The 26,676-nt window shown below is 33.0% G+C and carries 26 protein-coding genes and 1 rRNA gene; 5 read left to right on the top strand and 22 right to left on the bottom strand.

Going from position 1 to position 26,676, the window contains the following annotated elements:
* Positions 1-118: 118 nt before the first annotated feature.
* Genes purH through rpmH form a run of 9 tightly spaced genes read right to left on the bottom strand, consistent with a single transcriptional unit; the run spans position 119 to position 9,182 of the window.
* The gene (purH, locus tag CIG1485E_RS03050; RefSeq protein WP_038453596.1) at positions 119-1,651 is read right to left on the bottom strand and encodes a bifunctional phosphoribosylaminoimidazolecarboxamide formyltransferase/IMP cyclohydrolase; all 1,533 of its coding nucleotides are present in this window, start codon (positions 1,649-1,651) and stop codon (positions 119-121) included.
* Positions 1,648-2,370 carry a DnaJ domain-containing protein gene (locus tag CIG1485E_RS03045; RefSeq protein WP_038453593.1) on the bottom strand — a complete coding sequence of 241 codons (723 nt, stop codon included), beginning with the start codon at positions 2,368-2,370 and terminating at the stop codon, positions 1,648-1,650. Before CIG1485E_RS03045 ends, purH begins: the two co-directional genes overlap by 4 nt.
* Positions 2,370-4,559 carry a phosphoribosylformylglycinamidine synthase subunit PurL gene (purL, locus tag CIG1485E_RS03040; RefSeq protein ID WP_038453590.1) on the bottom strand — a complete coding sequence of 730 codons (2,190 nt, stop codon included), beginning with the start codon at positions 4,557-4,559 and terminating at the stop codon, positions 2,370-2,372. Before purL ends, CIG1485E_RS03045 begins: the two co-directional genes overlap by 1 nt.
* A 17-nt stretch (positions 4,560-4,576) precedes the next feature.
* The gene (gene mnmE, locus CIG1485E_RS03035) at positions 4,577-5,890 is read right to left on the bottom strand and encodes a tRNA uridine-5-carboxymethylaminomethyl(34) synthesis GTPase MnmE (protein ID WP_038453588.1); all 1,314 of its coding nucleotides are present in this window, start codon (positions 5,888-5,890) and stop codon (positions 4,577-4,579) included.
* Positions 5,887-6,801 (bottom strand): Jag N-terminal domain-containing protein, encoded by a 915-nt coding sequence (locus tag CIG1485E_RS03030; protein ID WP_038453585.1) that lies wholly within the window; start codon positions 6,799-6,801, stop codon positions 5,887-5,889. The genes mnmE and CIG1485E_RS03030 overlap by 4 nt, the downstream gene beginning before the upstream one ends.
* Positions 6,791-8,362 (bottom strand): membrane protein insertase YidC, encoded by a 1,572-nt coding sequence (gene yidC / locus CIG1485E_RS03025; RefSeq protein WP_038453582.1) that lies wholly within the window; start codon positions 8,360-8,362, stop codon positions 6,791-6,793. The genes CIG1485E_RS03030 and yidC overlap by 11 nt, the downstream gene beginning before the upstream one ends.
* A complete protein-coding gene (yidD, locus tag CIG1485E_RS03020; RefSeq protein ID WP_038453579.1) occupies positions 8,362-8,700 on the bottom strand; it encodes a membrane protein insertion efficiency factor YidD in 339 nt (112 codons plus the stop codon). The genes yidC and yidD overlap by 1 nt, the downstream gene beginning before the upstream one ends.
* Complete coding sequence (rnpA, locus tag CIG1485E_RS03015) at positions 8,697-9,029, bottom strand: ribonuclease P protein component (protein ID WP_081867128.1); 333 nt, start codon at positions 9,027-9,029, stop codon at positions 8,697-8,699. The genes yidD and rnpA overlap by 4 nt, the downstream gene beginning before the upstream one ends.
* Before the next feature lie 18 nt (positions 9,030-9,047).
* Positions 9,048-9,182: a 50S ribosomal protein L34 gene (rpmH, locus tag CIG1485E_RS03010; protein ID WP_038453578.1), complete on the bottom strand. Its 135-nt coding sequence runs from the start codon at positions 9,180-9,182 to the stop codon at positions 9,048-9,050.
* Positions 9,183-9,366: 184 nt separating this feature from the next.
* Between rpmH and CIG1485E_RS03005 the strand changes: the two genes are divergently transcribed.
* The 5 genes from CIG1485E_RS03005 (at position 9,367) to CIG1485E_RS02985 (ending at position 13,433) form a co-directional block, all read left to right on the top strand.
* Positions 9,367-9,705, top strand: coding sequence for a P-II family nitrogen regulator (locus CIG1485E_RS03005; RefSeq protein ID WP_038453575.1), 339 nt, complete (start codon positions 9,367-9,369; stop codon positions 9,703-9,705).
* A gap of 9 nt (positions 9,706-9,714) precedes the next feature.
* On the top strand, positions 9,715-10,998 hold the full coding sequence (locus tag CIG1485E_RS03000) for an ammonium transporter (RefSeq protein WP_038453572.1): 1,284 nt from the start codon (positions 9,715-9,717) through the stop codon (positions 10,996-10,998).
* Positions 10,999-11,060: 62 nt separating this feature from the next.
* Positions 11,061-11,534 (top strand): GNAT family N-acetyltransferase, encoded by a 474-nt coding sequence (locus CIG1485E_RS02995; RefSeq protein ID WP_038453569.1) that lies wholly within the window; start codon positions 11,061-11,063, stop codon positions 11,532-11,534.
* A 37-nt stretch (positions 11,535-11,571) separates the two neighbouring features.
* Positions 11,572-12,201: a uracil-DNA glycosylase family protein gene (locus CIG1485E_RS02990; RefSeq protein ID WP_038453567.1), complete on the top strand. Its 630-nt coding sequence runs from the start codon at positions 11,572-11,574 to the stop codon at positions 12,199-12,201.
* A complete protein-coding gene (locus CIG1485E_RS02985) occupies positions 12,198-13,433 on the top strand; it encodes a hypothetical protein (RefSeq protein ID WP_038453564.1) in 1,236 nt (411 codons plus the stop codon). Before CIG1485E_RS02990 ends, CIG1485E_RS02985 begins: the two co-directional genes overlap by 4 nt.
* Here the strand turns inward: CIG1485E_RS02985 and CIG1485E_RS02980 are convergent.
* The 13 genes from CIG1485E_RS02980 to rrf all read right to left on the bottom strand — a co-directional run bounded on the left by CIG1485E_RS02980 (position 13,376) and on the right by rrf (position 26,569).
* Positions 13,376-13,765, bottom strand: coding sequence for a YbgC/FadM family acyl-CoA thioesterase (locus CIG1485E_RS02980; RefSeq protein WP_038453562.1), 390 nt, complete (start codon positions 13,763-13,765; stop codon positions 13,376-13,378). The genes CIG1485E_RS02985 and CIG1485E_RS02980 overlap by 58 nt on opposite strands.
* Before the next feature lie 325 nt (positions 13,766-14,090).
* Positions 14,091-15,089 (bottom strand): CRISPR-associated endonuclease Cas1, encoded by a 999-nt coding sequence (gene cas1, locus CIG1485E_RS02975; RefSeq protein WP_200876044.1) that lies wholly within the window; start codon positions 15,087-15,089, stop codon positions 14,091-14,093.
* Positions 15,090-15,096: 7 nt separating this feature from the next.
* Positions 15,097-15,375 carry a CRISPR-associated endonuclease Cas2 gene (gene cas2, locus CIG1485E_RS02970; protein ID WP_038453556.1) on the bottom strand — a complete coding sequence of 93 codons (279 nt, stop codon included), beginning with the start codon at positions 15,373-15,375 and terminating at the stop codon, positions 15,097-15,099.
* Between the two features lie 20 nt (positions 15,376-15,395).
* A complete protein-coding gene (locus CIG1485E_RS02965; protein WP_038455539.1) occupies positions 15,396-15,893 on the bottom strand; it encodes a Dna2/Cas4 domain-containing protein in 498 nt (165 codons plus the stop codon).
* Between the two features lie 5 nt (positions 15,894-15,898).
* On the bottom strand, positions 15,899-18,043 hold the full coding sequence (gene cas3 / locus CIG1485E_RS02960) for a CRISPR-associated helicase Cas3' (protein ID WP_038453553.1): 2,145 nt from the start codon (positions 18,041-18,043) through the stop codon (positions 15,899-15,901).
* A complete protein-coding gene (cas5, locus tag CIG1485E_RS02955; RefSeq protein WP_038453549.1) occupies positions 18,036-18,752 on the bottom strand; it encodes a CRISPR-associated protein Cas5 in 717 nt (238 codons plus the stop codon). The genes cas3 and cas5 overlap by 8 nt, the downstream gene beginning before the upstream one ends.
* A complete protein-coding gene (gene cas7b, locus CIG1485E_RS02950) occupies positions 18,749-19,669 on the bottom strand; it encodes a type I-B CRISPR-associated protein Cas7/Csh2 (protein ID WP_038453547.1) in 921 nt (306 codons plus the stop codon). The genes cas5 and cas7b overlap by 4 nt, the downstream gene beginning before the upstream one ends.
* A 1-nt stretch (position 19,670) precedes the next feature.
* Entirely contained in the window at positions 19,671-21,464 is a 1,794-nt protein-coding gene (locus tag CIG1485E_RS02945; RefSeq protein ID WP_038453544.1) for a TM1802 family CRISPR-associated protein, read from the bottom strand.
* 185 nt (positions 21,465-21,649) lie between these two features.
* Positions 21,650-22,324, bottom strand: a complete 675-nt coding sequence (locus tag CIG1485E_RS02940) for a CRISPR-associated endoribonuclease Cas6 (protein WP_038453541.1) — start codon at positions 22,322-22,324, stop codon at positions 21,650-21,652.
* Positions 22,325-22,401: 77 nt separating this feature from the next.
* On the bottom strand, positions 22,402-22,977 hold the full coding sequence (locus CIG1485E_RS02935; RefSeq protein ID WP_051870906.1) for an SU10 major capsid protein: 576 nt from the start codon (positions 22,975-22,977) through the stop codon (positions 22,402-22,404).
* Positions 22,978-23,198: 221 nt separating this feature from the next.
* Positions 23,199-23,672, bottom strand: a complete 474-nt coding sequence (locus CIG1485E_RS02930; RefSeq protein ID WP_038453538.1) for a hypothetical protein — start codon at positions 23,670-23,672, stop codon at positions 23,199-23,201.
* Positions 23,673-23,737: 65 nt separating this feature from the next.
* Positions 23,738-25,621, bottom strand: coding sequence for a hypothetical protein (locus tag CIG1485E_RS02925; RefSeq protein WP_038453536.1), 1,884 nt, complete (start codon positions 25,619-25,621; stop codon positions 23,738-23,740).
* Positions 25,622-26,451: 830 nt separating this feature from the next.
* Positions 26,452-26,569 (bottom strand): 5S ribosomal RNA (gene rrf / locus CIG1485E_RS02920).
* Positions 26,570-26,676: the final 107 nt, after the last annotated feature.

The following is a 26,676-nucleotide window of genomic DNA, read 5'->3' as shown; positions in this document are numbered from 1 at the left end:
TTGAAGTTAAATTAAAATAATAATGAAATAGGCTAATGAGCAATGTCAAATAAGCCAAACATTTAGTTTAAAAAGCAAATTTCACAAAGCCCATAAAAGCCAAAGAGTTAGAAAATTTTTAATGTAAGAAGTGGCGAACACCAGTAAAGTACATACTCATTCCATACTCGTTAGCTGCAGCGATAACCTCATCATCGCGTATGCTTCCACCTGGTTGGATGATGTTTTTTACCCCTACTTTGCTAGCTACATCTATGCTATCTCTAAATGGAAAAAACGCCTCGCTAGCAAGTGCGCAGCCATTTAAGTCAAGCTCCATATCTTTTGCCTTTGCCACTGCAGCGCGCGCCGCGTCTACTCTGCTTGTCATACCCATACCAATAGCTAAAAGAGTTGCGTCTTTTACGTAAACTACGCAGTTTGACTTAGTAAGCGCTGCTATTTTCCAAGCGATTTTTATATCATTTAGCTCACTATCGTTTGCTTTTTTTGTTGTTACTAAATTTGCGTTTTTTACCTCATCGTCATTTACATAGTCTTTTTCTTGGAAGACAAACCCACCATCAATGTGCTTGAAATCCCATTTGTCGCCAGCTTGGACTAGATATTTATTGTTTTGAGTAAAGATTTTTGTGCGTTTTTTATCGCTGTAAAGCTCCAAAACGCCATCTTCAATATTTGCAGCGATTATCACTTCTATAAATATCTCTTTTGTCTTAAGAGCTAGCTCTTTTGTAAGAGTTCCGTTTATCGCTACAACTCCACCAAATGCGCTTATTGGATCGCATTTTAGAGCTTTTATATAGCTATCAAGTTCATTTTCACCGATAGCAAAACCGCAAGGATTTGCGTGTTTGCATATAGCAACTGCTGGCGCATCGCCAAAGCTAGAAGCTATAGCAACTGCTGAGTGAATATCGGTCATATTATTAAAGCTTGCCTCGCCTTTTACTTGAGAGAAATTTAAGCTAAGAAAGCTATCAAACTCATAAGCAGCGCCCTTTTGATGTGGATTTTCGCCATAACGACAGTCAAATACCTTGCTTCCAGATATAAATCTCTTAGCACCAAAACCACCGTTAAATCTCTCATTCATGTAGTTTGCTATCATCGAATCATAGCTTGCAGTGTGCTCGAAAGCCTTTATCATCATATCACGGCGAAACTCATAGCTATCTTCTTTTTTTTCTAATTTTTCTAAAACCATATCATAATCATTCACATCAGTGACTATGATAACGTCTTTGAAATTTTTAGCTGCACTTCTTACCATTGTAGGTCCACCGATGTCGATATTTTCGATAATCTCGCCAAAATCATCAGTGCGAATAGTTGTCTCTTTAAATGGATATAAATTCACACACACTAAATCAATCCCGCCTATGCCAAACTCTTTGGCTTGAGCAGCGTGACTAGCGTCATCTCTTTTGTGAAGTATGCCGCCATGGATCTTTGGATGAAGAGTTTTTACGCGACCCTCAAACATCTCTGGGCTGTTTGTATATTCGCTGACTTCGATTACTTTTATGCCATTATCTTTTAGAGTTTTATATGTTCCACCTGTGCTTAAAATCTCACATCCAAGATTTTGCAAACCTTTAGCAAAATCCACTATACCGCTTTTGTCACTTACGCTGATAAGTGCTCTCATGCCTTCTCCTTCTTTAAAATTTCATAAGCTTCATTTATCTCTTGAAGTTTTTTTGTAGCCTCGCTGATAAGCTTCTCATCAGCCCCACTTCCAGCTAAAAAATCTGGATGATTATCTCTAGCTAATTTTCTATATTGTTTTTTAATCTCTTCAAAGCTAGCATCTTTTGATAGACCTAAAATCTCGTATGGATCTTTTGAAATTTGAGTTTGGAATTTAACCTTAAACTCTTTGTCAAATTCTGCAAATAGCCCTTCTTTTGTGTATTTATCTACACCAAGCCCATCGCAAATTTCGTTTAAAATATCTCTTTCAGCACTGCTAAATTCGCCATCCGCGTAAGCTAAATTTAGTAAAAATATTATCAAATTTACAGACGATCTTGTATCTAAATTTTTTAGAGTTTTATACTCTAAAGCTATGCCAAATGCACTCTCTTTGCTCTGCTTTGCAGTGTTAAAAGTATCTTTTAGCTCTTGCCTTATAGCACTGTTTCCAAGTTTCAAGCAAATATCATCAAGCACGATTGATATATAATAAGCCTCTTCTTTGCTTACATTTCCATCGCTTTTTGCTATTTTTGCTAGGAGTTTGATGATGTATTTAGCATCATTTAGGTCAAATTTAGACGCTCCTTGCAAGGCTGGATTTTTCAGATAGCCTTTGCTAAGAGCGTAAAAAATAACAATAGCCGCTATAAGGATTAAAAAGACATTCATTACTCTTCGCTTTTGATAACTGCGTTAAACTCGTTAAAATATATATTTTTTAGCTCACCCAAAGGCATTTTGACATCATCAAGCTCAAATTTATCGCCACCAGTTACGCCGATTTTGCTAAATTTGACGCCATATTTGTTAGCTAGTTCGCTAAATTTAGTCTCATCTTTTACGCCGACAACCGATCTTGAGTTACTCTCATCAAAGATTTTGTTTCCAAGCTCACTTTTACCCACAAAACCTAAATTTGACACGGCACTCATTTTGGCTAAAGTTATCGCCACTCCGCCGATACCAACAGAGTTTGCAAACTCCAAGATGCCTATTTTATTTGCTTCGATAACCAAATCCCAAAGCGCTCTTTCAGCCTTATAATCAAGCCCTTTCATCTCTCCGCCAATTGCGTCATACAAGACTTTCATATACAAGCTTCCACAAAACTCGCCACTAGTCTCGCCAAGCAAATAAACGCTAGTGCCACTATTTTTAAAAATACTAGTTAAGTTTTTGTTCGCGTCATCGTTTACACCTACAGTTACGATAGCTGGAGTTGGCTGAACACTTATGCCATCAGTTTCATTATACAAGCTCACATTTCCGCTTACTACTGGAGTATTTAGCGCCGCACAAGCCTCTTTGATACCTGCACAACCTTGTGCGAATTGCCACATAACCTCTGGATTTTGCGGATTGCCATAGTTTAGACAATCAGTGATCGCTAAAGGAGTAGCACCGCTCATAGCTACTTTTCTGCCACTTGCTGCCACTGCTGCTGCTGCACCATTTTTTGGGTCTATGAAGTTAAATCTTGTATTGCACTCCATACCCATGCTCACAGCCTTGCCATTTTCTTTGATTCTTATAGCAGTTGCACCCAAAAATCCTGGTTTTTTGATAGTGTTTGTGCCTACATTTGCGTCATATTGGTCATAAATAAATGATTTGTTTAAGACGTTTGGATCTTTTAAAAGCTTTATAAACGCCTCTTCATTAGCAACTTTTGGATAATTTTCTAGCTTTATATTTTTTATCTCATCAAGATATTTTGGTCTGCTAACTGGTCTATCAAGGATAGGTGCTGCTTCGCTAAGTGGATCGATTGGAATACTTCCGACTAATTCATTATGCCAAAATAGCTCCATCACGCCACTATCAGTAACCTCGCCAATGACTTGAGCTGACATATCCCACTTGGCAAATATCTCTTTTATCTTCTCTTCGCAGCCTTTTTTAGCACAAATCAGCATTCTTTCTTGAGATTCACTAAGCATAAGATCATAAGGAGTCATGCCCTCTTCTCTCATAGGTACGCGGTCAAGGTACATCTTCATACCACTTCCGCTTCGCCCTGCCATTTCAAAGCTACTTGAAGTAAGTCCAGCAGCTCCCATGTCTTGAATACCAACGATATAATCTTTTTTAAATAGTTCTAAGCAAGCTTCCATAAGAAGTTTTTCAGCAAAAGGATCTCCTACTTGCACGGTCGGACGCAGGCTTTTGTTTTCTTCATTGAAGCTATCACTTGCCATAACAGCACCTCCAAGACCGTCCCTACCAGTCTTTGAGCCGACATACATCACAGGATTTCCTATACCCTCAGCCTTACCATAAAATATCTCATCGCTTTTACAAAGCCCAAGACCAAAGGCATTTACAAGTATATTGCCATTAAAACTCTCATCAAATGTAGTCTCACCGCCAACTGTCGGCACGCCCATGCAGTTTCCATAATGGCTAATTCCACTTACTACGCCTTTTACAAGGTATCTTTGGTGTTTGTTTATGGCTGAGTTGCCTACGACTTGTCCAAATCTTAGCGAATTTAAACTCGCCTCAACTCTTGCACCCATTGTAAAAATATCCCTAAAGATTCCGCCCACACCAGTCGCAGCGCCTTGAAATGGCTCAATGAAACTTGGGTGATTGTGACTTTCCATTTTAAACACAGCAGCCACGCCGTCCCCACAATCTATAACTCCAGCATTTTCACCAGGTCCTTGTATGACCCAAGGAGCCTTTGTCGGGAAGCCATTTAGGTATTTTTTGCTTGATTTATATGAGCAGTGTTCACTCCACATAGCAGAAAATATACCAAGCTCAAGTAAATTTGGCTCGCGACCTAAAATCTCTAATATCTTAGCATACTCATCTTCGCTAATCTTATGTGCTTTTATAGTTTTTTCATCCATATTCCACCCCTAAAAAGTTATTTTCCTAAACAAAAATTGCTAAACATAGCGTCCAATAAATCAGAGTTCTCAACTGGTTTTGTGATACTTCCGATCTCTTTTATAACCAAATTTAGTTCATAAGCAAAAAGTTCAAGCTGACTAGCATCAAGCAAATCAAGCGAGCGTTTTATCGCACTATTTGCATTTTGGCAAGCTAGAATTTGCCTATTTGAACTAAGCATTATATCACTTATATCTTGTGAATCAAGATAATCTTCAAGCTCTTTTTTAAGAAGAGTTGCATCATCTTTAGCTGATATTGATATGCCTTTAATACCTAGATCGAATTTAAACTCCAAATCAGACTTATTTAAAACAAAAATGATTTTTTTATCAAGATTAGAGGCAAGAGCTAGTATATCCTCATCTTCTTTTGAGCTTTTTTGCGATCCGTCAAACACGCAAACCACAATGTCAGCTTCGTTTGCCGCTCTTTTTGAGTATTCTATACCGATTTTTTCTATCTCTTCATCGGCTGCTCTAATGCCAGCTGTGTCAATGATACGAACCAAATGAGAGCCCACTTTTATCTGCTCTTCTATAGTATCTCTTGTAGTGCCTGCCGTGTCACTTATAATGGCTCTTTCATAATGCAATAAAGAGTTTAAAATAGAACTTTTGCCGACATTTGGCTTACCTATGATAGCTACTTTGTATCCATCTATCAAGCCTCTTTTTGAGTTTGAAATATCCACTATTTTTTCAAGAGCATTTGAAGCGTGGACTAACATTAACTTTGCATTGTCTAATATATCGCTTGGCAGATCATCGTCAGCGTAATCTATGCAAGTCTCAGTATATGCAAGGATTTTGATGATATCTTGCCTCAAATCTTCTACAAATTTAGCCAAATCCCCGCTCATCACTCTAGCTAAAATCCTAGCAGCACCCTCACTTTTGGCATTTATAATAGCTTGAATGCTTTCAGCTTTTAGCATATCCATTTTGCCATTTATAAAGGCTCTTTTGCTAAACTCTCCAGGATTTGCAGCTCTTGCTCCAATGCTTAGAAGCTCATCTATAATCAAATTTGCGACCACTAAGCCACCGTGAGTCTGAAACTCGACTACGTCTTCGCCAGTAAAACTAAATGGTGCTTTATAATAAATAACGATAGCTTCATCTAAGAAGTTATTTTCTTTATCATACAAATTTAAAAGATGAGCATAACGTGGTTTTAGCTCTTTTTTGCAAAGTTTTTTAGCTAGCGTATAAGCATCATTTCCGCTTAATCTAACTATAGAAATACTACCTACGCCATGCGCAGTAGCAAGTGCTACGATATTCATTTTTTGTAAAAATCATTCACTACTACATAGCGACCATCATCGCCGTTTTTAATCCCAACATATTTATTTGGAAAACGCTCCCTAAGCTGCTCAAGCGCGATTTTGACAAGAACGCCATCAAGTGGCTTGGTTTGGGCTCTGCCACTGTTTTCTACTCTATCTATAACTCCAGCCAAATATGATGCGATGCCAGCTTCTTGGTTTTTAAGGAATTCAGCTATTTCAAGTCTGATACCAAGATCGTATTTTGAGTTTATCCAGTTAAATAAAAGATACGAAACTGCCTTGTATCTATAACCCTCTTTTCCTATAAGAAGCGCAGCGTCTTCCCCATCAAGCTTCACAAATACAGTTTCACTATCAAACGCAGCGACATCAATAACATTTATATTAAAAGAACTAGCCTTAAAGACTCTATCTAAGCCGGTTTTGATCTCTTCTATAATTTCTGGTTTTATCTCTTTTTTAGCCTGCTCTGGTTTTTGCGCTTCTTCTTCATCAGCACCTTTGTGAAAAGCATCAAATATAGAGTTGTCTATCTCTAATTTTTTTGGTTTAGCAGGGATATTTTCTTTTGGTTGATGAGTGCTTTCTTTTGGAAGTTGTTGATGATTATTTTGAGGTTGAGTACTCTCTTCTGTTTTGTTAAAATGCTGTTTTGGTGGCTTTTTCTTTTTATCTTTTTTCTTATCGAAATGCTCTGATTTTTGAGTATCGTTTTTATACTCTTTTTGTGGTTTTCTCATAGTCGTGCTAACTTCTATGATAGCATCTCTTTGAAAAAATCCGAATATTCCAGATCTTGGATGTTGAAGAATCTTCACATCCATATCTGTAACAGAGCATTTCAGCTCTTCGGCGCCTTTTATATAGGCTTGTTGTAAATTTGGAGCTTGTATTTTAGCTTTCATGGCGTTTCTCCAAAGCCGCTTGTTCTTTGTGTTTTTTAAATATTTTGTTTACAACTGCTTGTTGAGCAACTGAACATAGGTTGTTTATAAACCAATATAGTGTCAAACCAGCTGGGAATGTAACAAAGAAGAATGTAAATATCAGCGGTAAAAATTTCATAATCTTTTCTTGCATAGGATCTGTGAAATTTGTAGGAGTGATTTTTTGTTGGACGTACATTGTTATACCCATCAAAACTGGCAATACAAAATATGGATCCATTACGGCTAGATCTTTTACCCAAAGTATCCATTCAGCACCCTTTAGCTCAATAGCGTTTAGCAAAACTCTATAAATAGCAAAGAAAATTGGAATTTGGATAAGTATAGGCAGACATCCACCCATCGGATTTGCACCATTTTTCTTATAAAGCTCCATAACGTGGGCGTTTAGTTTAGACGGATCGCCTTTGTATTTTGTTTGGATCTCTTTCATTTTAGGAGCAAGATCTTTAAGCTTATTCATAGATACCATCCCCTTATAAGTAAGTGGGAATAATACAATTCTTATGATAAGCGTCATAGCAACAATAGCCCAACCCCAATTGCCTATATATCCATGAAGCCAGCTAAGAAACAAAAACATAGGCTTAGCTATAAATGTAAACCAGCCATACTCTACAACATCAGTTAAATTTGGATTTATTGATGCTAATATTTTATGATCTTTTGGTCCGATATAGCCTTTGGCAAAGAAATTTTGAGTGCCTTTTATAAAGATTATAGAGTTATCTTTAAGATCTTTTTGCATATACACGTCTAAAGTTTTGTTTGGCTCAAAAAATAGAGTTGTATAGTATCTATCGCTACTTGCAGCGATATCCACGCCACCTACTCTTTCATCGCCTTTTACATCGCCATCTTCAAGTATTTCAAGGCTACCGTCTGATTTTCTAAGAAGTGAGCCATGAACTGTATATCCATCGACTACGACATCAGGGCGAAATCCTGGAGTTATGAAATAATCTTCATTTTGGCTTAGTTTGACATCTATATCATAATCTCCGATTGGATAAAATGTAATAGTTTTTGTAACGGTTAGTCCGTTTAGATTTTGAGTTAAAACAACTGTAGCTGGTGAATTTGAAGCATCAATATTATCTGCACTACTTACATAAGATACTTTAAAAGCCTCATCATTTAATTTTGAGTTTGAAAATCTAAGCTCAAGTGGAAATGGAGAGTTTTTTTGATTTAATAATGAAATTTGTTTTTCATTTTCATCTTTAAATTTAGCTTCTTCAAGCACAAAACCACTTATTCTACCAAGCTCATCTATAGTAGCGTTATAAGTTTTTCCTTTGATATTAACTATACTTTTGCTAGTAGGAACTGGAGCTTGTTCTATAGTTTGATTAAGTTTTGTATCTGCTTGTGGAGCGTTTGAAGTTGTTGCTACTGTTTGGTTTACATCTACGATTTGTTGTTTTGGTACAAAAAAATAGTCATAAGCAATAAAAAAGAATATAGAAATAACCGTAGCTATAAGGAGTCTTTTTTGGGTTGAAAGTTTATCTAACACTAGTTTTCCTTTAATGAATCAAATACTTTTATAACATAAAATCTATCTTCTCTGTAAGGAACAAACCAAAAGCTCAGTCTGCCACGCTCATTTTTTAAAAAGATAGCATAAGGCGTAAATTTTCGTTTTACAATAGGATAATCTATGCCACCTCTGAAGAGTTGATTACACCTTAAAATTCTTAAAGTAATAGCAATTAAAGCATAAAAAATTTTATTATATTTTAATTGCCATAAGGCATACTCAGAACAGGTTGGATAATAGCGACAAGATGTAGGCAGAGCAATAGAAATGTACTTTCTATAAAAAATAATGGGGAACAAAAAAATCTTTTTCATTTAAAGGAGTCCATTTTACCAAGAGACCACCTAAGACTTTTTTGAATTTTTGCATACGGTAATTTTTCGAGCCCAACTTTTGCTATCATAATATAAATGCCGTCCTTAAGCTCGCTAGTAAAGCTATGAAAAGCAGATCTAAGTAGTCTTTTTGTACGATTCCTAATGACTGCTTTTCCGACTTTTTTACTAGAAACTGCTGCAAATTTAGTAGTATCAGACTCTAAAAAATATATAACCGCACAATCACAATGCCATTTTTTAGCATTTTGATATACATATATAAACTCTTTGCTATCGCTAATAGAGCCAAACCTATCGATAATCAAGTTTGCCTATCCAACTTATTACGCAGCTAGTCTTTTTCTGCCTTTAGCACGTCTAGCATTTAACACTTTTCTACCATTTTTAGTTTTCATTCTCTCACGAAAACCGTGTGTTCTCTTTTTAGGAGTTTTATGTGGTTGATAAGTTCTTTTCATAACTTTCCTTCTTTTATAAATTAAGTTTTGGATTTTATCAGAAATATACTTAAAAAACCTTTTAAGTTTTATTTTCTTGGTTTTAAACTTAATTTTTAATTATCTATCTATTTTTTTTAATTTAAGTTTTCTTTTATATAATTTTTACTACAATTTCATAAATTAATTTTAGAAAGGTGGTAAAATGAAGCTTATAACAGCAATCATACGTCCTCATAAGCTAGAGGATGTTAGGAGTAATCTAGACAAAATAGGCATATCTGGTATCAGCATAACAGAGATAAAAGGATATGGAAAACAAAAAGGACATATAGAAAACTACAGAGGAAATGAATATCTCATAGACTATATACCAAAACTTAAGGTTGAAATAGCAGTAAATGACTGCGACGTCCAAAAAGTCGTAGACTCAATCATAGAAGCTGCTAAAACAGGTCAAACTGGCGATGGAAAGATATTTATAAAAAATCTTGAAGAGGTTATAAGAATACGCACAAACGAACGCGGCGAGAAAGCATTATAGGAGAAAACAGTGAAAAAATATCTACTTTTAAGTTTATTTGGCGTCCCAGCTTTTGCTTTAGACTGGATGAGTAGCTTTGATAAAATCGATACAGGCAACACATCTTGGATACTTATAAGTGCTGCTTTGGTTCTTTTCATGACTCTTCCTGGCATCGCACTGTTTTACGCAGGTATGATAAGAAAGAAAAATATACTTGCAACAATGATGCAAAGCTATATAATAGTTGCGATAGTTAGTATACTTTGGGTTATTGTGGGCTACAGCGTAGCCTTTACACCAGGTAGTCCATTTATAGGGGGCTTAGAAAGACTATTTTTAAATGGATTAAGCGTTGTTACAAATGATAGCACTTTAAGCGTACATCCAAATGCAAGCTCTATTCCAGAGTCTGTATTTATTGTATTTCAAATGACATTTGCGATAATTTCGAGCGCCATAATAACTGGAGCTTTTGCAGAAAGAATGAAATTTTCAGCATTGGTGGCATTTATAGCGATATGGATTTTAGCAGTATATGCTCCTACTGCACACTGGGTCTGGGAAGGAAGCGGCTGGCTTGCAAATCACGGCGTACTTGATTATGCAGGCGGAACAGTAGTGCATATAAACGCAGGAATCGCTGGGCTAGTTGGTGCTATCATGTTAAAACCAAGAGTTGGCTACAAAAAAGAGGCGATGACACCACATAACTTAGTTCTGACTTTAGTTGGCGTTGCTTTTTTATGGTTTGGCTGGTTTGGATTTAACGCTGGAAGCGCAGTCGCAGCAGACGCAAGAGCCGGAATGGCTATGCTTACAACCCAAATAGCCACAGCAGCTGGAGCCTTGTCATGGATGGTTTTTGAAATAATTTATAAAAGCAAACCGTCGGCTCTTGGATTTGCCAGTGGTGCTGTGTGTGGGCTAGTAGGAATCACTCCAGCAGCTGGATTTGTAAATCCAAGCGGCGCTTTAATAATAGGAATACTAACTGCAATTGTTTGTTATTATTTCGTAACAGTTATTAAAAGAAAACTTAACTATGATGATAGTTTGGACGCATTTGGCATACACGGGATCGGCGGAATAGTCGGAGCTATTTTGACTGGAGTATTTTGTGACAAGGCCATAAGCGGGGCTGAGGCTAGTATGTCAGCTCAAATCATAGGAGTTTTGATAACAATAGTATATAGTGGGGTTGTGAGTTTTGTAATTCTTAAAATCATAGATAAAACAATAGGTCTAAGAGTAAGTAAAGATGAGGAAAGAGAGGGCTTAGATATAGTCTGCCACGGTGAAAGACTTGGCTAAATTTACTTACATTAATTAATATAATGTATAATGTAGCCTTTAATTAAAATAAAGGCTACAAATTGTTTAATATACGAAATGCAAGCTCAAACGACTTGCCAGCTATCTTATCTTTGATAAAAGAACTCGCAATTTACGAAAATTTAGAAGATCAAATCACCTTTAGCCAAGAAGAATTCCAAAAATCAATCTTTGAAAAAAAATATGCAAATATTTTAGTCTGCGAAACTAATGAAAAAATCATAGGATATGCTATATATTTTTACTCATTTTCTACGTTTTTGGGACGTGGTGGGATCTATCTTGAAGATTTATACATCCAAAAAGGGTTTAGAAATCAAGGAATTGGTAAAAAAATCTTAAAACTGCTAGCCCAAAAATGTATAGATGAAAATCTCGGCAGACTTGAGTGGGCGTGCCTAAACTGGAATGAACCAAGCCTTGCATTTTACAAAAAAATCGGCGCAAAAACGCTTGATGAGTGGGTCAGCCTAAGAGTAGATGGTGACGCTTTATCAAATTTAGCAAACCTATAAATTTATATTTATTTAACTAGCTTTTAGGTAGTATGCAGTGAGTAATATTTTATATAAGTTGCATTTTTACAAGGCAATTGGATATAAATTTGTCGATATTGATAGTTTTTTTTCACAAAGTGAGAATGGAGTTTTGAGCTTTGAGAGCTTAAATCAAGATATTGGAAGTTGCAATCTTTGCCAGCTTTGCAAAACTAGAACTAAATCAGTCGTTGGCAGTGGAAGCAAGCAGCCAAATTTGATGATAGTTTCTAGCCATCCAGATTCAAACGACGATAAAGCTGGATATGCAAATTTAGATGAAGATTTTAGGCAAAAACTTGAGCAAATAGGTATAAAAAATGAGAATATTTATTTTACTTATTTGCTAAAATGCAAGCCTTCTTCAAATTTGACATATATGAGTTTAGGATTTAGGCAATGTCAATATTACTTTGGAGAAGAGCTAAGACTAGTAAACCCAAAAGTGATTTTGGCTCTTGGCGAAGATGTTTTTTTAAATATCACAAATGAAAAAAACTGCGCATTTGACAGCGTACGTGGTGGGATTTTTAAATTTAAAAATGCCTTGCTTTTGCCGACTTACTCTTTGGAGTTTGTGGCTAAAAATCCAAGCTTGCTGCCAAATTTCAACAATGATTTAGAAAAATTAAAAGGATATGCATGAAAAAAATTATAGCACTGATGCTAAGCTCATTAATGCTTTTTGCTAATAACCAAATTCTCTCACCAATCCCGCCAGCAAAGATATTTTATATAAATTTAGAACCAGAGATTTGCGACACGGCTTGCCTTGAAGAGCTTTTAGAAAAAGAGTATTTCATAAGTTTTCTTACTAGATATGAACCAAAATACGCAAATACTGGGCTTGAATCTGCTTATGCCTTGCTTAGTCAAGATATCGTGCCAACTTCTAGGATAGCAACTGCAGGCTCGGATGTCAAAATAGCTGTTTTGGTCCCTCAAAAAGTCATCAAAAGCTACTCTTTGATCGTGACAAATGCCCTATTTTCATACTCTATAAGACGCTCTTTAAACAGCAATATCAAATTTTTTCTCACAGAAGATGAGTCTAGCGCGAACCTAAATTCCGCTATGATAAGCATCAAAAACGAAGGGTTTAAATTTGTCATAGCACCAGTCACAAACACATCGCTAAGCGTCATATCAGACCCAAAATACTCAGATTTACTATTTTACATACCGACCATAAACATAAACTCAAGCCCGTATAAAAACTCAAATTTAATATACGGTGGAATTGATTATAACGAGCAAATACAAAAGCTCTTAGAACGTTCAAACCACAAAATAGCAGCATTTTACGATGGAAGTCGCCTTGGAAGTATGCTAAATAGCTATGTTTTACAAAACTCTCCAGACACCTATATAAGAGAAATTAGTGGGAATAAACTAAATTTAAAAGGTATGCTTGATAACAACTCAAGACTCAAAAACGCATCAATATTTTTAAACACTCCGCTCATCAAAACAGCCCTTTTAAGCTCGCAATTTAGGGTGTTTGATCTAAATCCAAACGCAGTTTTATCCACACAAATAAACTACAACAACGCCCTTCTTAGCCTAACTCAACCACTTGATAGAAAAAATATGTATATAGCAAACTCAATCTCTCAAATCGATGATGAAATCACTGCAAACAACGAAATAATGGGACAAAATATCACTTATGACTGGGTTGCGTACTCGACTACTTTTGGGTTTGATTATCTATATACCAACTTCATAAATCAAGAAGCTACGCCACTTCTAAGTGACAAAGTAGAGAATAATCAAGTCATTTATGATACAAAAATCATGAGAGCAAACAAATTTGGCTTTTATATAGATGAAAATAGCTCTACTAGCTTAGAATCAAGTCTGCCGACCTTGCCATGAAGCATAAAAGCGACTGTAACTTGAGCTGTGAAAAGCAGCTCATTTTGCTTGGCGCCATCCAAATTTGACACTCTATAAATACTCTGGTCTAAAACCATACTTGCTTTTGCGATTCTGCTAACGCTAGTCTTGACCTCCAAAATATCACCTAAAACTGCTGACTTGATGTAGTTTGCGACTATTTTTGTAACCACAAAATGATAGTCACTACTAAATTTAACCCCCGCATTAAAACAAAACTCACTTCTAGCGCGCTCGCAAAATTTGATATAGTTGGCGTGATAAACTATCCCACCAGCGTCCGTATCTTCATAATAAACTCGTATTTGCATATTTATTCCTAATTATTGTATTTTGGATGAATTTAGCATATCCAAAACAAAAGCGTGCTTTGAATTATACAAATGACTAGCTTTTATATTGCTTGGCTCAAAAAAATTAATAAAATACAGTGCTTTAACTCATTCATTGCAAGAATAAATTTGCACAGCAATCAAACATTCCAGCTATAGACATCTAGCACTTATGCAAGGTTATTATTCTATTTTAAATAAGTTTAACCACAAATTTACAAACAACAGCACGTCGCAAAATACCATAAAAATGCCATGATTCAATATTTCTTAAAAATAGCTTTATTAATATCTATATATGAATTCAAGCAAGCACGAACCCTTCGTATGGTGAATTTTCACAAATACATCTTTTAATTTTATTTGCTTCTTTTCTGATAACCTGTCTCATTGTAAACGTTTGTTCGCCGATCTTATAAGTACGAGATAGCCTATCTATCATCTGCATTTCAATCTTTTTTATCGCTTCATTCGTAAAACGCAAACGCCCAGCATCGCTCGCAAAATCCTTAGCCGTAATCTCTTTTTTGTTTAGCATTGAAAATATCAAATTATCACCAATAATAGGCTTAAAAATCTCTGCAAGATCTAGATGCAAACTAAGAGCTCTATAATTTGGCTCATGCAAAAACGAAATCCTTGGGTCAAGCTCTGTTTTATAAATCTCACTTAAGCAAACATTATAAATCCGCGTATTTACATAACTTATAAAAGCATTTATCTTATCTAGTGGCGGACGCTTTGAGCGAATGGTAAATTTAAAACTTTTATTATCTTTGATGATTTTATTCCAGCACTCAAAATACGCTTTAGCAAAACCGCCTTCACAAGCCATAATTTCAAGATTATTATTTGCTTTTTCAAGTGCATTTAAAAACGGTTTTTCATCAAAATCAATACCATATTTATGACAATTTTTAGCCGCATTTTGCATTCTAGCTACCGTAATTTGCTTTGCTATATAAGTTCGTTTTGTTACGTCATCAAAACTTCTAAGCTGTTCTAATAAAACAAAACCACTTTTATTGACTGAATTTGGTGTATTTGGATAAAAATTTCCACGAAAACTCCCAAAAGGGCCAAAAAAATGAAGCAATATATTTTGATCAGCCAAAAATGCCAAAGTATAACTATCAATACTAACTTTTGTAAGCAAATATATCTCATCGATTGCATTTATAGGGATAATTTTGGTATCGCAAATTTGCTCATCATTATCAAATTTATCAAAATATAAGTTATCATCTTTGCGACGCAACAAGCCATTATTTAAAATAAAATGCGTTCTATCGTTTTTCAAAATTTATCCTTTAGCTAAAAAGTGATTCATTTTTATCCACCCCTATAACTGTGCGATATGAGTATTTTTGGTTTTCAAAAGAGTAGATGATAATAGAATCAAACTCTTGCACGCAAGCCTTTTTCAACTTATCAGTAAGCAGCTTGAGATCGCTCTTTCTAATCTCTCCTTCAAATACAGAAAATTGCACGCGCGCAAGATATTTTTCCACTAATTTTTGAACTTTTCTAGCATTATTTTTCTCTTTTTCTTTAGCATTTTGTATATCATAAAAAAGTATCACAAACATCTTTTTCCTTATAATGCTTATCAAAAACAATAGTCATTGTATGCACAATTTTTACAAATTTTCTTTGCGACTGGCGGTGGAGCTTTTGGCTCATTTACCAAACTCACAATATCTTCTATCGTTAATTTCATTTTGACAAAGTTTTCATCATTTCCTTCTACACTAAGCACAGTTTTACCGCAAATCACTTTCCCGCTAATAAGCTTTAGTTTTAAATTTGTTTTTAAAATATACATATAAAAAAGTAGTTGATTTATGGCGGCCTCTTTGTTTTTGAGCGTCTTTTTGTATTCGGTGATTTGATAGTGGCCTTTTAGCTTTGAGAGTTTATCAAATTTGAGATTTGAAAATGGAAAATCTTGCAGATTTGGCTCTTTAATACTGGCTAGTGCTTTTCCCATAAGTATATTTTCATCATCTTGCCTAGCGTGAATTTGATGAGCATAAAGCCATGCTTCACGCTTGCAAGTAGTAAAATAATTTACCAACGTCCCAGAAACTTGATCTTGGTTAAACATATTTATCAACTAAAAATCTCATCTATAAAGAGTTTGTTAAACCCAACTTCATCATTATACTCGCGAGCGTTAAATGGTAAAAACTTAACATCATGAATAAAATTAACATCTTTTAAATTTATTGATTTTATCTTTTCTTGATCGCTTTTAGATATATTTATGCTATGTTTTATTAGTTCTTTGATGATAAGTTTGTCTATTTTATTCATCTGATTAAATTTATCAGTTTTTTGATTTTTTATCTCAGAAAACTTAGTTTTAAGCCCATCCACAAAACCATCATAAGGCTCGATAACAAGCATCGTTTTACCATTTTCTACATTCATTATCTCGCTAATTTTCTTATTTGTAGATGCAAACTTTAAATTTTGCATATCTTTTTCCAAAATATAAGATTCTAAATTGGTATAAATTTTCTCAAAATAAGCATTTGAAAACTCCAGAACTTCACTTTCGCAAATATCACTCTTTTTTAGCATATCGGAGATAATAGGATCGCTTATCATCTTTAAATCGCCATAAATGTCATCTGTGTGTCCGCTTATGTCATCAAAGACATATAACTTCCCTTTTTTATCACCAAAGTGTCTATTTATCCTGCCCGCTGTTTGGATTATAGAGCTTATTGGTGCGACCTCCCTAAAGCCGACTTCAAAGCTCACATCAACACCAGCTTCTATAGATTGAGTCGAGATAAGCAAAATTTTCTCATCGTTTTTGGTTAATTTATTTTGGATACAAGATATTGTTTTTTGTTTATGTTCATCGCTCATATAGCTTGTTAGAGAGTATGTTTTAAAATCACTTTTGAACTTATAGAATAATTCTTGAGCTTTTTCGACGGTATTTACAACAACTAAAGTGTGATTTTTCATAGCTGATTTAGAAATGCTTTCATACAAAGCCGCCTCATTTTCTAGCTCTAGCCAGCAAATATCGTATCGTTTTTGATCTTTGAAATAGTCCAAATTTGATATTTCTTTGAATTTACCACCACTTATAATAGGCATAGTCGCGGACATAAATATAAAAACACTATCAAATCTTTGTGAAATTATCTCACAAAGTTTTATAAAATCCTTGCGGAGCGTATATGGTATGGCTTGGGCTTCATCAATGATAATCACACTATTTTTAAGCTGATTAAATTTGACATTGTCTTTGTTTGAATTGCCAAACATCGCAAATATCAGCTGATATAAGGTAGTAACATTAATATCTGCGCTAAATGAATTCATAAGAAATTTTATCTCAGAATATCTATCTTCATCTACATTTTCATTTATAGTTGTTTTATGATGGATTTTAAACACACTATTTTGTGAGCTGTAAATTTCACTAATAATATCATAAGTTTGATCTATAATCGTGGTAAATGGAAGTGTGAAAATGATTCTACTTTTATTAAATTTAAGTGCATAGTTAAGCACTGTAAGTGTTTTACCATATCCAGTTGGCGCAGTAAGAGTAAAAAGTCGGTGATTTTCATCGAAATTATTTAAAACAAATTTTCTAAACTCATCTCGTTTTTTGTGTGGACTTAGGTTTGCTATGTAATTTTCTAGTAGTGCTATATCTACATTTTTGGACTTAATTTTTTCGCTACTAAAAATAGCTTCATATTTATCACTGTAGATTAAATTTGAAAACAGCCCTTTAAAATTTACAAAATCATCATAATCAAACTTATGTCTAAATTTTCTATTCATCAAAAAACGTTCAAGGTTTTTAGTTTTACTGCTCAAATCATCTTTAGAAAATGAAATATTTTGATATATGTCTAATGTTTTTGCATTTTGCAAAACTTCATTAGCAAAGCTAAGCTCTTTTTCGTTTAGACAAAAATAATCATTAATGTCATCTAAATCACAAATCTCTTTGTGATGCAAAACAATAGCTAAAAACCCAAAAACCGTATCTAACTCGTCATTAACGCAATTTTCTAAAAACATATAGGCTGAAAGCAAAGCGTGATTTTTGTTTTCAACAAAAACATCTAGATTTTGGATATATTTTTGAAATGTAGATTTTAGCTTTGCTACATCGTGAAAAGCTTTGACTTCTTTTTCGAGCTTAGAATCGCTTATATCAACCATACGTTTTATATGATCGATATAAGGTTTATCAGGATGAGATAAAAAATCAGACAAAGCAAACTACCTCATTATCAATATTATAGGCATTTCCGCTATTTTTTGCATTTAATGTTTTACCTTCATTTATTTCGATAACAAAATCTTTGAAGTCTTTAAATATTCTGCCTTTTTCAACATTGCAAGCCATTCTTACAGATGTGAGCCTAGCTTCATAATTATCTTGTTCAAATATAAAATCTTCTTGCAAAACAAAGCTTGATGCTTTTAGCGTATCGCTCGTAATCTTTTGGCAGTTTTTTACCTCTATAAACTCAAAATCAGCTATACAAAAGTTTATACCCAAATACGGCGTAAAGGCAGTTTTGTGCTCTTTTAAATTTAAGATTATTTGCCGTTTAAACTCATCATCTATATTTTGCAAATTTAAAAATATAGTATAAGAAGGATTGCAAATAAGCTCTCTATAAAACTGCTTTTTCTCACTAGAATTTTGATATCCATCTTCAAGTTTAAAATTTGTTGCAAGTGCAAATTTAATGCCATTAAAGATAAATATCTTTTTTCTAATTTGAGAATTTATCTTTACACTATAGAGTAAATTTTCAAGTTTCCAATACTCACTAAGCCCGATTATAGCCCCAAGAAAACCCATAATAGCAGTTTTTGGCGGCACTGGATAGGTAAGACTGGAATAAATAGTCGCCGGATGAGAAAAATGTGCATAATCGCTTGTTAGCTTAAATGCAATTATATCACTATTCATGACTTTAACTTAATCCAACTATCATCAATAGCATTTTTATTTAATGCTTCAAATTCGCTATCTGCGATGTATTCTATTTTTTCTATATTATCAGAATAACTTTTCAATTTTGCGTTTAATCTGTCAAAATTTATGCTAAAATCATTCAAATTTCTAATTGCTTCATCATCTTTTTTCATTATCAATTCAACACTATTGTTTAAATCTCCGGCATAAGTATCATCTTTATAACTTACGATAAGCATAAATCTTGGCATTTGCCCTATTTTTGTACGAGTTGTTAAATTTTTAGTTCCACTCCAAAGAGCTTTGATGATTTTAGCAGCGTCATTTTCGCTAAATTTAGTCTTATTTGCATTATGATTATCAATGATGCCATAGGTCGCAAAAAATGCATAAGCCAAAAAATCCTCTTCTCTAAATGTTTTAGCGTCTTTATCTTCACCACTAGCAAATGCTCCTGTGCCTTTTATATGCTTTAATTGGACTTTATGCAAAGACTTTGACATACGAAACTGAACAGGACCAGTAAAAGAAACTCCAGCAACTTTTATATCTTTATTTTTTTTCATCTCTTCTTTGTCCGAAATAGGTAAAACACCGCCAAATGCCCTAATATCTATAAATTTAGTCAAAATTTGTTCTATTACCTCATTTTTACTTTTTTTGATATCAATATTTTGGCGAATAGCATTCTTGCAATCCAAGATATTTTCATCTCTCCTATATTCTTTTACAAAGATCTGATCTTCATTTTCCCTCATAAGCTCATCTCTTATAGTTCTTTTTATACGAACATCTGTTGCTTCTGCTATGTTTGTCTCTTCATCTATTCTAGGAGCATTACTATTTAGCATGTCGCCATTTGGATTGAAATTTTCCCCGTCCCACAAAAAAAGTATCTCTTTTTTAAGCATTTTATTCCCCTTCTTTTTTAGTTTTGATATATTTATTAAAATCGCTTCCACCCATAGCAAACGCTAAAGCAATATAAGAGCTTTTTACTATACTTTTATCAGCCAAAGAATCTGCCAAAAAAGGCATTAATTTATCATTGATATATGCGATTGTAGAAATTGGATTTGTCTGGCCGCTAATAGAGCATAATTTTCGCACTGTCTCTTCGGACTTTTTCCAAATTCTATCAAGGCTATCTTTATTTATTTGTCCGCAATTATTCAGCCATTTTGCATACGAGCTGCTACCGCTTTGATTTACACCAAATTGCCAATTTATCAAATTTGCACTAAGCATTCCGATCAAATATGCACTTTTTAAGGAGCTATTTTCTTTTAAAAATTCACTACTATCAAAGAGATAGTCGATTTTTTGCTTTTTATCCATTTTTTCTTCCAATTTTATCTCCTTTTGTAAGATTATTTTTTCTTTTGTTGTTTCAATATTATTAAATAAATCAATATATCTTTTAATAGCGTCTATGCTTCTGTCTGGAAGTCTTTCATTGAAGTATTTATCCCAACCAATAGCATATGCGTAGTCCATATTGACAGTTCCATAATATATAAGCTGTTCGATCTTTTTAAAAATAACATCTTTATCCAATTTAACTCTAGCAAGCAAAACACTCATAATTTCTAATTTATCTTTAAATAATTTTTGAAGATAGATAAAATTATCCTTATTTCCGCTGTCTTTATCTCTAAAGGCCTTTATTCTTGATGCGTTCATTTGTTTGCCAACATAAGTTATAAAAGATGGCAAAACATCATCAATGCTAAGATGTAAATTTACTGCAGCATTAGATTTTTCATAAAACAAAATCGTATTTATTACTGGCAAACCTTGCTGAGACTCGGCAGATATTTCAAGACCATTGTGGATAAAAAATTCTGTTTTTTTAATCCCTTCAATGACTTGATCTTTTTTTGTTTGGCTAGATACTTCTGCTTGAGTAGATTTTAAAATTTCTAAAATTTCTTTTAAGAATTCACTATTATCAGACAATACTATTGGAATTAAAGCCATTTTTAAGCCATAAAAATTATATGATAAATTTTTATCCATAACTTCATAACCCATTTTAACTAACTTTGCACTATTTGAGTTGAGTGGCAGAAGTTGCGATTTTATCCACTGCATTTTTGGCGGGAGTTCGTTGGATGAACAAAACGCCAAATTTGCATCAGCCCCTATACCAAATTTATTCGTTAAAATATCATATCCATTTTCTTTTGTCTCTTCATTGCTAGAAATATGATCTATAAAAATTTGCTTGTAATATGCTGAAATTGGTTTATTTTTATAAGCAAGGCAGAAATAAGTAGGCGTTTTTTTATCTTTATCTTCTTGCAAATTTAATATTTCATCTATTTTGTTATTAAAATAATCTTCATCTACACTTTTAAGCAAAAGTAATTTGTCATCTTTGTTAATATCTTCGTCACTAAATTTAGATAAAAGATTTTCTGTAGATTTCAACACGGATTTTATAAATTTTTTGCTATCTTTTTTAAGTTCATTTGTTTTAAATAAAATATTTGGAAATAGATTTCCAGAATTAGCTCCAACCCCAAATCTACATATTATTAGATCGTCTTTATCTAAATTTAAATTTGGCTCTATACTTTTATTTTCTATATCAAACAAATATGCTTTTATGGCTTTATATTCAAAAGCCTTATTTTTTATCTTTATTGCATCATTTGCGTATATGGAGCCGATCTGGGAAAAAATTTTAACTATATCACTCAAGAAAACTCCTTTTTATTTTTGTAGTATAACATATAAAAAAATATATGTCAAGTTATTATTATAAAATACAAATAAATATTTTATATATTTAAGTTTAAAAAAATATTTGTTATATTTTTTTGGATAAAATATATACGAGCAAGAGCTTCCTTATAGGATTTAAAATTTATTTTAAAATACAAATATTACTCTTGCTCTATTTCTAAAAACCCACATCCATAATTCATACATCCGCTTCCAACGCCAGCACTAAGTAATAAATTTATAAGATCAGCTTTAGCTTTTATCTCCCATTTGGCAAGCCAAGCTTTCAGCGGAATATCGCCTTTATAATAAAACTCTCTTGGGCGGTTTAGATTTTGCCATTTTAGGCTTAGCTCAAATTCGCCATCATAAGGCTTTTGCATCAAAGTTTCATATCTTTGCAAAGCATTGAGTTTCATCATTTCTAAATGTCTAGAATCTTGCGGTTCAAGGTAAATTTTATAACCCAAAAGACTTGTTATCGCGCAAGCTACGAATCCACTTATAACCACGTGATTTTTACTAGTTAGATTATGAATAAATTCAATATGCGTATCGACCAAGTGAATCTCACCTAGCACCAGCCCATCTTTTAAAATGGCCATTGCTAAAGTTTCTTCTAATTTTGGCTCACAAGAACTAAAACGAATTTTTATTTGATTATTCACCAAATTAAAATCAAAATTTACTCTCTTAAACACCTTGCCATTACTATGCTTGTAGCCCACATGCTCAGCTGGCGAAAGCTGATTGTATATATAGCCTTGTACAAGTCTCGCAAGCCCCTTTTTTATACTAAAATTTACCGAAGGAATGCGAGATGTTATAATAAGCATATTTATCCTTTATTGTTTTTATTTTTAGCATTTTTACTTACTTTACTTGATTATAAGCATATATTTTAAAACTAAACTTAATAAGCTTGTTTGATGTAATAATTATATAATCCATGAGAAGAAAGGTAACACTTGTTGGTAATGAGAGTTAGTGTTTTGAACTCGCTTTGAATGTTTCTTATCTCCCCAGCTGTAGCTTCATCTCTTGGAGTAGGAGCTTTTAATACGCTTTTTTTAGCATCATTATCACGACCCAAGCCAAAAAGTGCATATTCAATATCTTTTTTATGCTCTTTTGCTTTTTTAGCTACTTCATATTCTAGCTCTTTACCACCATAAGTTGCTACGTTTTGCATAGTTTCAGATACCATAACATCTGTTGTAAATATTTGGACTGAGTTTGTACGTTTTTGTTTAGTTGATTTACTGCCATTTGTGAAATCGCTTATTTCTAGTTGAGCGTTTTTCTTTGGCTCTGCTAGTTTGTCGATTATCCAGCTATGTTCTGTTGCTTTAACTGGGCTAGTTTGTAGCATTGTCATAAGTGGAGTTTCTTCAGCTCCAATTAGGATTATTTTATCATATACAGATGATTTTAACCCAACTCTTTTATCTGTGACTGTATTGTCAAACCCTGTGCTTGTAATAGCCATTTATTTATCCTTTTAATAAAATTTAGGCTATTTTTGCATATAAGCTACTCCGTAATCTACCTAAAATACGGAGTTTTGATATTTTTTATTTAAATTTAGAAAAAAGCTAGGGATTTTTTGTAATTTAAGTAGTTGTTATAGTAGTGAGTGTTAATTTAGTTTTTAGTTCGAGCCAAAACTAGGCTCGATTAGTAGCCACTAAGTGGATAAGATTAGCGATTTTACACAATGGTTTTAAGCATTTTATCGCCGTTTTTCTTGCGTTGATTATACTCTCTTCTTGCTCTGTTTTCTGATATGCTTTTTTTAATAGATCCGATGTTTGCTTGTTCGCTTAAGATATTATCGACGGCTGTATCTAGTTGCTCTTTTTGCTTTTGGGTTTGTTTGTTTTGCTCTATCTCTTTTAAAACTGATAAAATTTGAGATTTTAAATCAGCTGTTTTTACAAGCTCATTTAAAAAATTATCATTTTTAGCCATATTGCTTATTAACTCTTTTTGTAAAAACTGGCTATTTGATAACTCTTTTATAGTATCTTGCGTAGCCTTTTTGATATTTTTATTACTTATCCATACTATGGCTACTGATACAACTACTGCTAAGACAGCGACTAAAACCGCACTATAAGTTACTGTTAAATTTGCCGTGCTTAATGTTTGGTTTGCTACATTTAATAATTGTGTGTTATCCATTTTAATCCTTGTAGTTTATTTATATTATAGCTAATTTTTTTCCTAAATTTTAAAAGCCCTAAATCTTAGGGCTTATCTATGAGATATTTTCTTATCTCTGCCTTTTGCTTGGGGCTTAAATCTTTAAATTTGGCTTGAATATTTTGTATCTCACCAACTGTTTCTTTGGTCGCTGCCTTTTTTGGTTTTAAACCATTATCCCACTTAAACATGTCAAGATTGTAATCTTTAGCAAATTGTGGTATAATGTTATCAGCAGTTGGCAATTTATCTTTTATAGACTTCTGCTCAGCTGGGTGAAAGTTGTCAATAATACCAGCATTCTTATACTGATTTATAACATATTTTTCACTTCTAGGCGTAAAATGAGAAACAAATATTTTATCGTTATTTTTAGTGATTAGCATATAAAAATAGTCGCCATTAGAGTTATTAAATTTCTTAAAATATTTATCACTGCCTTTTTGACTATATTTAAAACTTGGTTCTTTTAATGTCTCATCAACTAATCTAAATAAATCTATTCTTAACTCTGCGTTACCTTTTGTGGCTAAATGTTCTTTTAAATTATCTAAATTATCAAACTGCCCCATAATAATTTGAAGTTCATTTTCGCTTAATTTTTTTGGTGTTGATGTAGTTTGCAATGCATCAAGTTTAGCCTTTATTCCTAGCTCTTCTTGTGTTAGTTTTGTTGTGTTTGTTTTGTCTAATTTTACACTCTCTACAACTGCGTTACTTTGATTAAACCTTTCCTCTCTTGCACGTTCTATTTGTGGTTGATACTCTTCAACTAGTTTCTGATTTATTGATTTGCCACTGCTTATTCTTGATTCAAGCATTTTACCTAGCTCATTACTTTTATCGTGCATTAGCTTTTTTGTTTGAGCGTTTGGATATTTGCCATTTTTTCTAAATGCTTTTAGCTCATCTATTTGAGATGATAGATCTGTGATAGCTTGTATCTCATCATCTGCTAAATTTGTGCTTATATTTGGTGTGTTTGGCTCATTTTTGGCTAACTTTGGCAAGTTATCTACGGATTTTTCGTTTATGTTTGTGTTTTTTGTTTCTTGCTCTACCTTTTGTTTGATTTCTTTCTCAACCTTTACTCTTGCTTTTTTATCTTCAATCAGTGCTTTTTTCTCTTCCAAATTTAGCTCTTCTTTGTTTGCTATTTTAGATTTAGCACTTTGTAAAATTTGCTCTTTTGTGGTTGATTGTGGTATAATGTCAACATTAGGTGTAGTTAATAATTCGCCATCCACCTTTTGAGTGGTTGCTGGAGCTGGCGTCCCAGCTACTACACCTTGTCTATTATATATTTCTGTTTGCTTTCTTTTAAGCCTTTGCAAATCTCCATTACGATTTTTATTTGTATGTATTATCTCGCCAGTATCTTTAACTACACCGATATTCCCATCTTTACCATTTTGTAACTTTTTACCTATTAATGTTATTTCATCATTTGTATTTTTAAAAAAGTGAGTTGGGTTATCTTTTATCTCTTTTATTACTCTAAATACATCAGCTTCACTTTTAAACATTTCAGGATGCTTATTTACAAGTTTAGTTAAATTCGCTATCCATTCATCGCTTAGAACGCCACTCATATTTTTAACCCATTCTTGAACGTTAAAGCTTTGGTTTATTGTAGTTGTTTGTTTGGCGCTATTTGGATAAGTTACAAAATTATCGCCCTTTATAGGACTTCCACCACCATTTGGATTATTTGGTTCATTCTCAATTGATTTTAAAAAGGCGTTTAATTCAGCTCTTATACCTTTTTCTACTGTTTGGTTATTTGCTGTTAGCTTTAACTGGTGCATAAATCCATTATAGTCAGTTGCCTTTAGTCCAGCTTGTTTAAGATGATGTATTAAGGCTGGTTTGCGACCTATTATAGGAAGCAATCTTGTGATTGTTCTTATAGTTTGATTTGCTAACATTGTTTGAAATCTACTTACTGGATTTTGGCTTATACCTTGACTTAGTTTCTCGCCATTAAATCAATAAAAGATAAATTAATAGAATAACTTAAATTTATTCTACTAAGATGTAAATACATATTAATATCAATAATATTAATAGCACCAATAACCTATCATTTCATATATATACCAAACAAATAGCCTAATATTATAAGAGCATAAACATAAAATCAAACATATTGATCAATAAGATTGAATTAATAATATTTGCAAATAAGACAACTTGATATAGATAGTAATAAAAATATTAAATTTGCAAACAAGCATAAAAAATCTAATAGGCAGCATTAAATATCTAGATAAATTTAATAAGTAATAAAAAGTAGTAAGACATTGTATTAATAAAAAATATTAAATTTAAAATAAGACTATCATATCATAAGAGCTTAATAAATAAAATAAGATTTTAACTAATAAAGAAACGATTTGAAATAAAAAAGATTTGACTAATTAAAAGAAATAAATTCATTAAACATTTACTCATACATAAAATTCAATTAAAAAGTAATAAGACTAAATTAATAAAAAAGATAATTTAATATAAAAATTTGATTGATAATAAGCTAAAGATTTTGATCGATAAATAAATGGTTCTAAATCAATAAAAGATAAAATTCAACATAAACATTTGATTAATAATAATGCACTACATCAATGGTAAAACATTAAACTAATCAATAGAATTTAATTTATATAAATAAAGAACTAAAAATAAAAAGTATTATTGAAATAAATAAAATATTGGTTGGTAAAAAGATTTGATTGAAATAAAGTGAATAATAACACAAAGCCCGCAGCGACCTACTTTTCCACATCCCAGTAAGAGAGAGTATCATCGGCCATGATGAGCTTAGCTTCTTGGTTCGAGATGGAGCAAGGCGTTTCCTCATCTGTATAGCCACGGGCAGTGTTAAATAAAAGAATGTTTAGTTATTCTCTTATTTAACACTGTTTGTGTTAGATAATTATCGTTAAAAGTCTTTTTAGTTTTAATTGGTAAAACTGATTTCTTT

This window comes from Campylobacter iguaniorum (assembly GCF_000736415.1).
GTDB lineage: Bacteria > Campylobacterota > Campylobacteria > Campylobacterales > Campylobacteraceae > Campylobacter > Campylobacter iguaniorum.
Note: the sequence above shows the minus strand (reverse complement) of the source record. Positions and strands in the feature narration are given on the sequence as shown.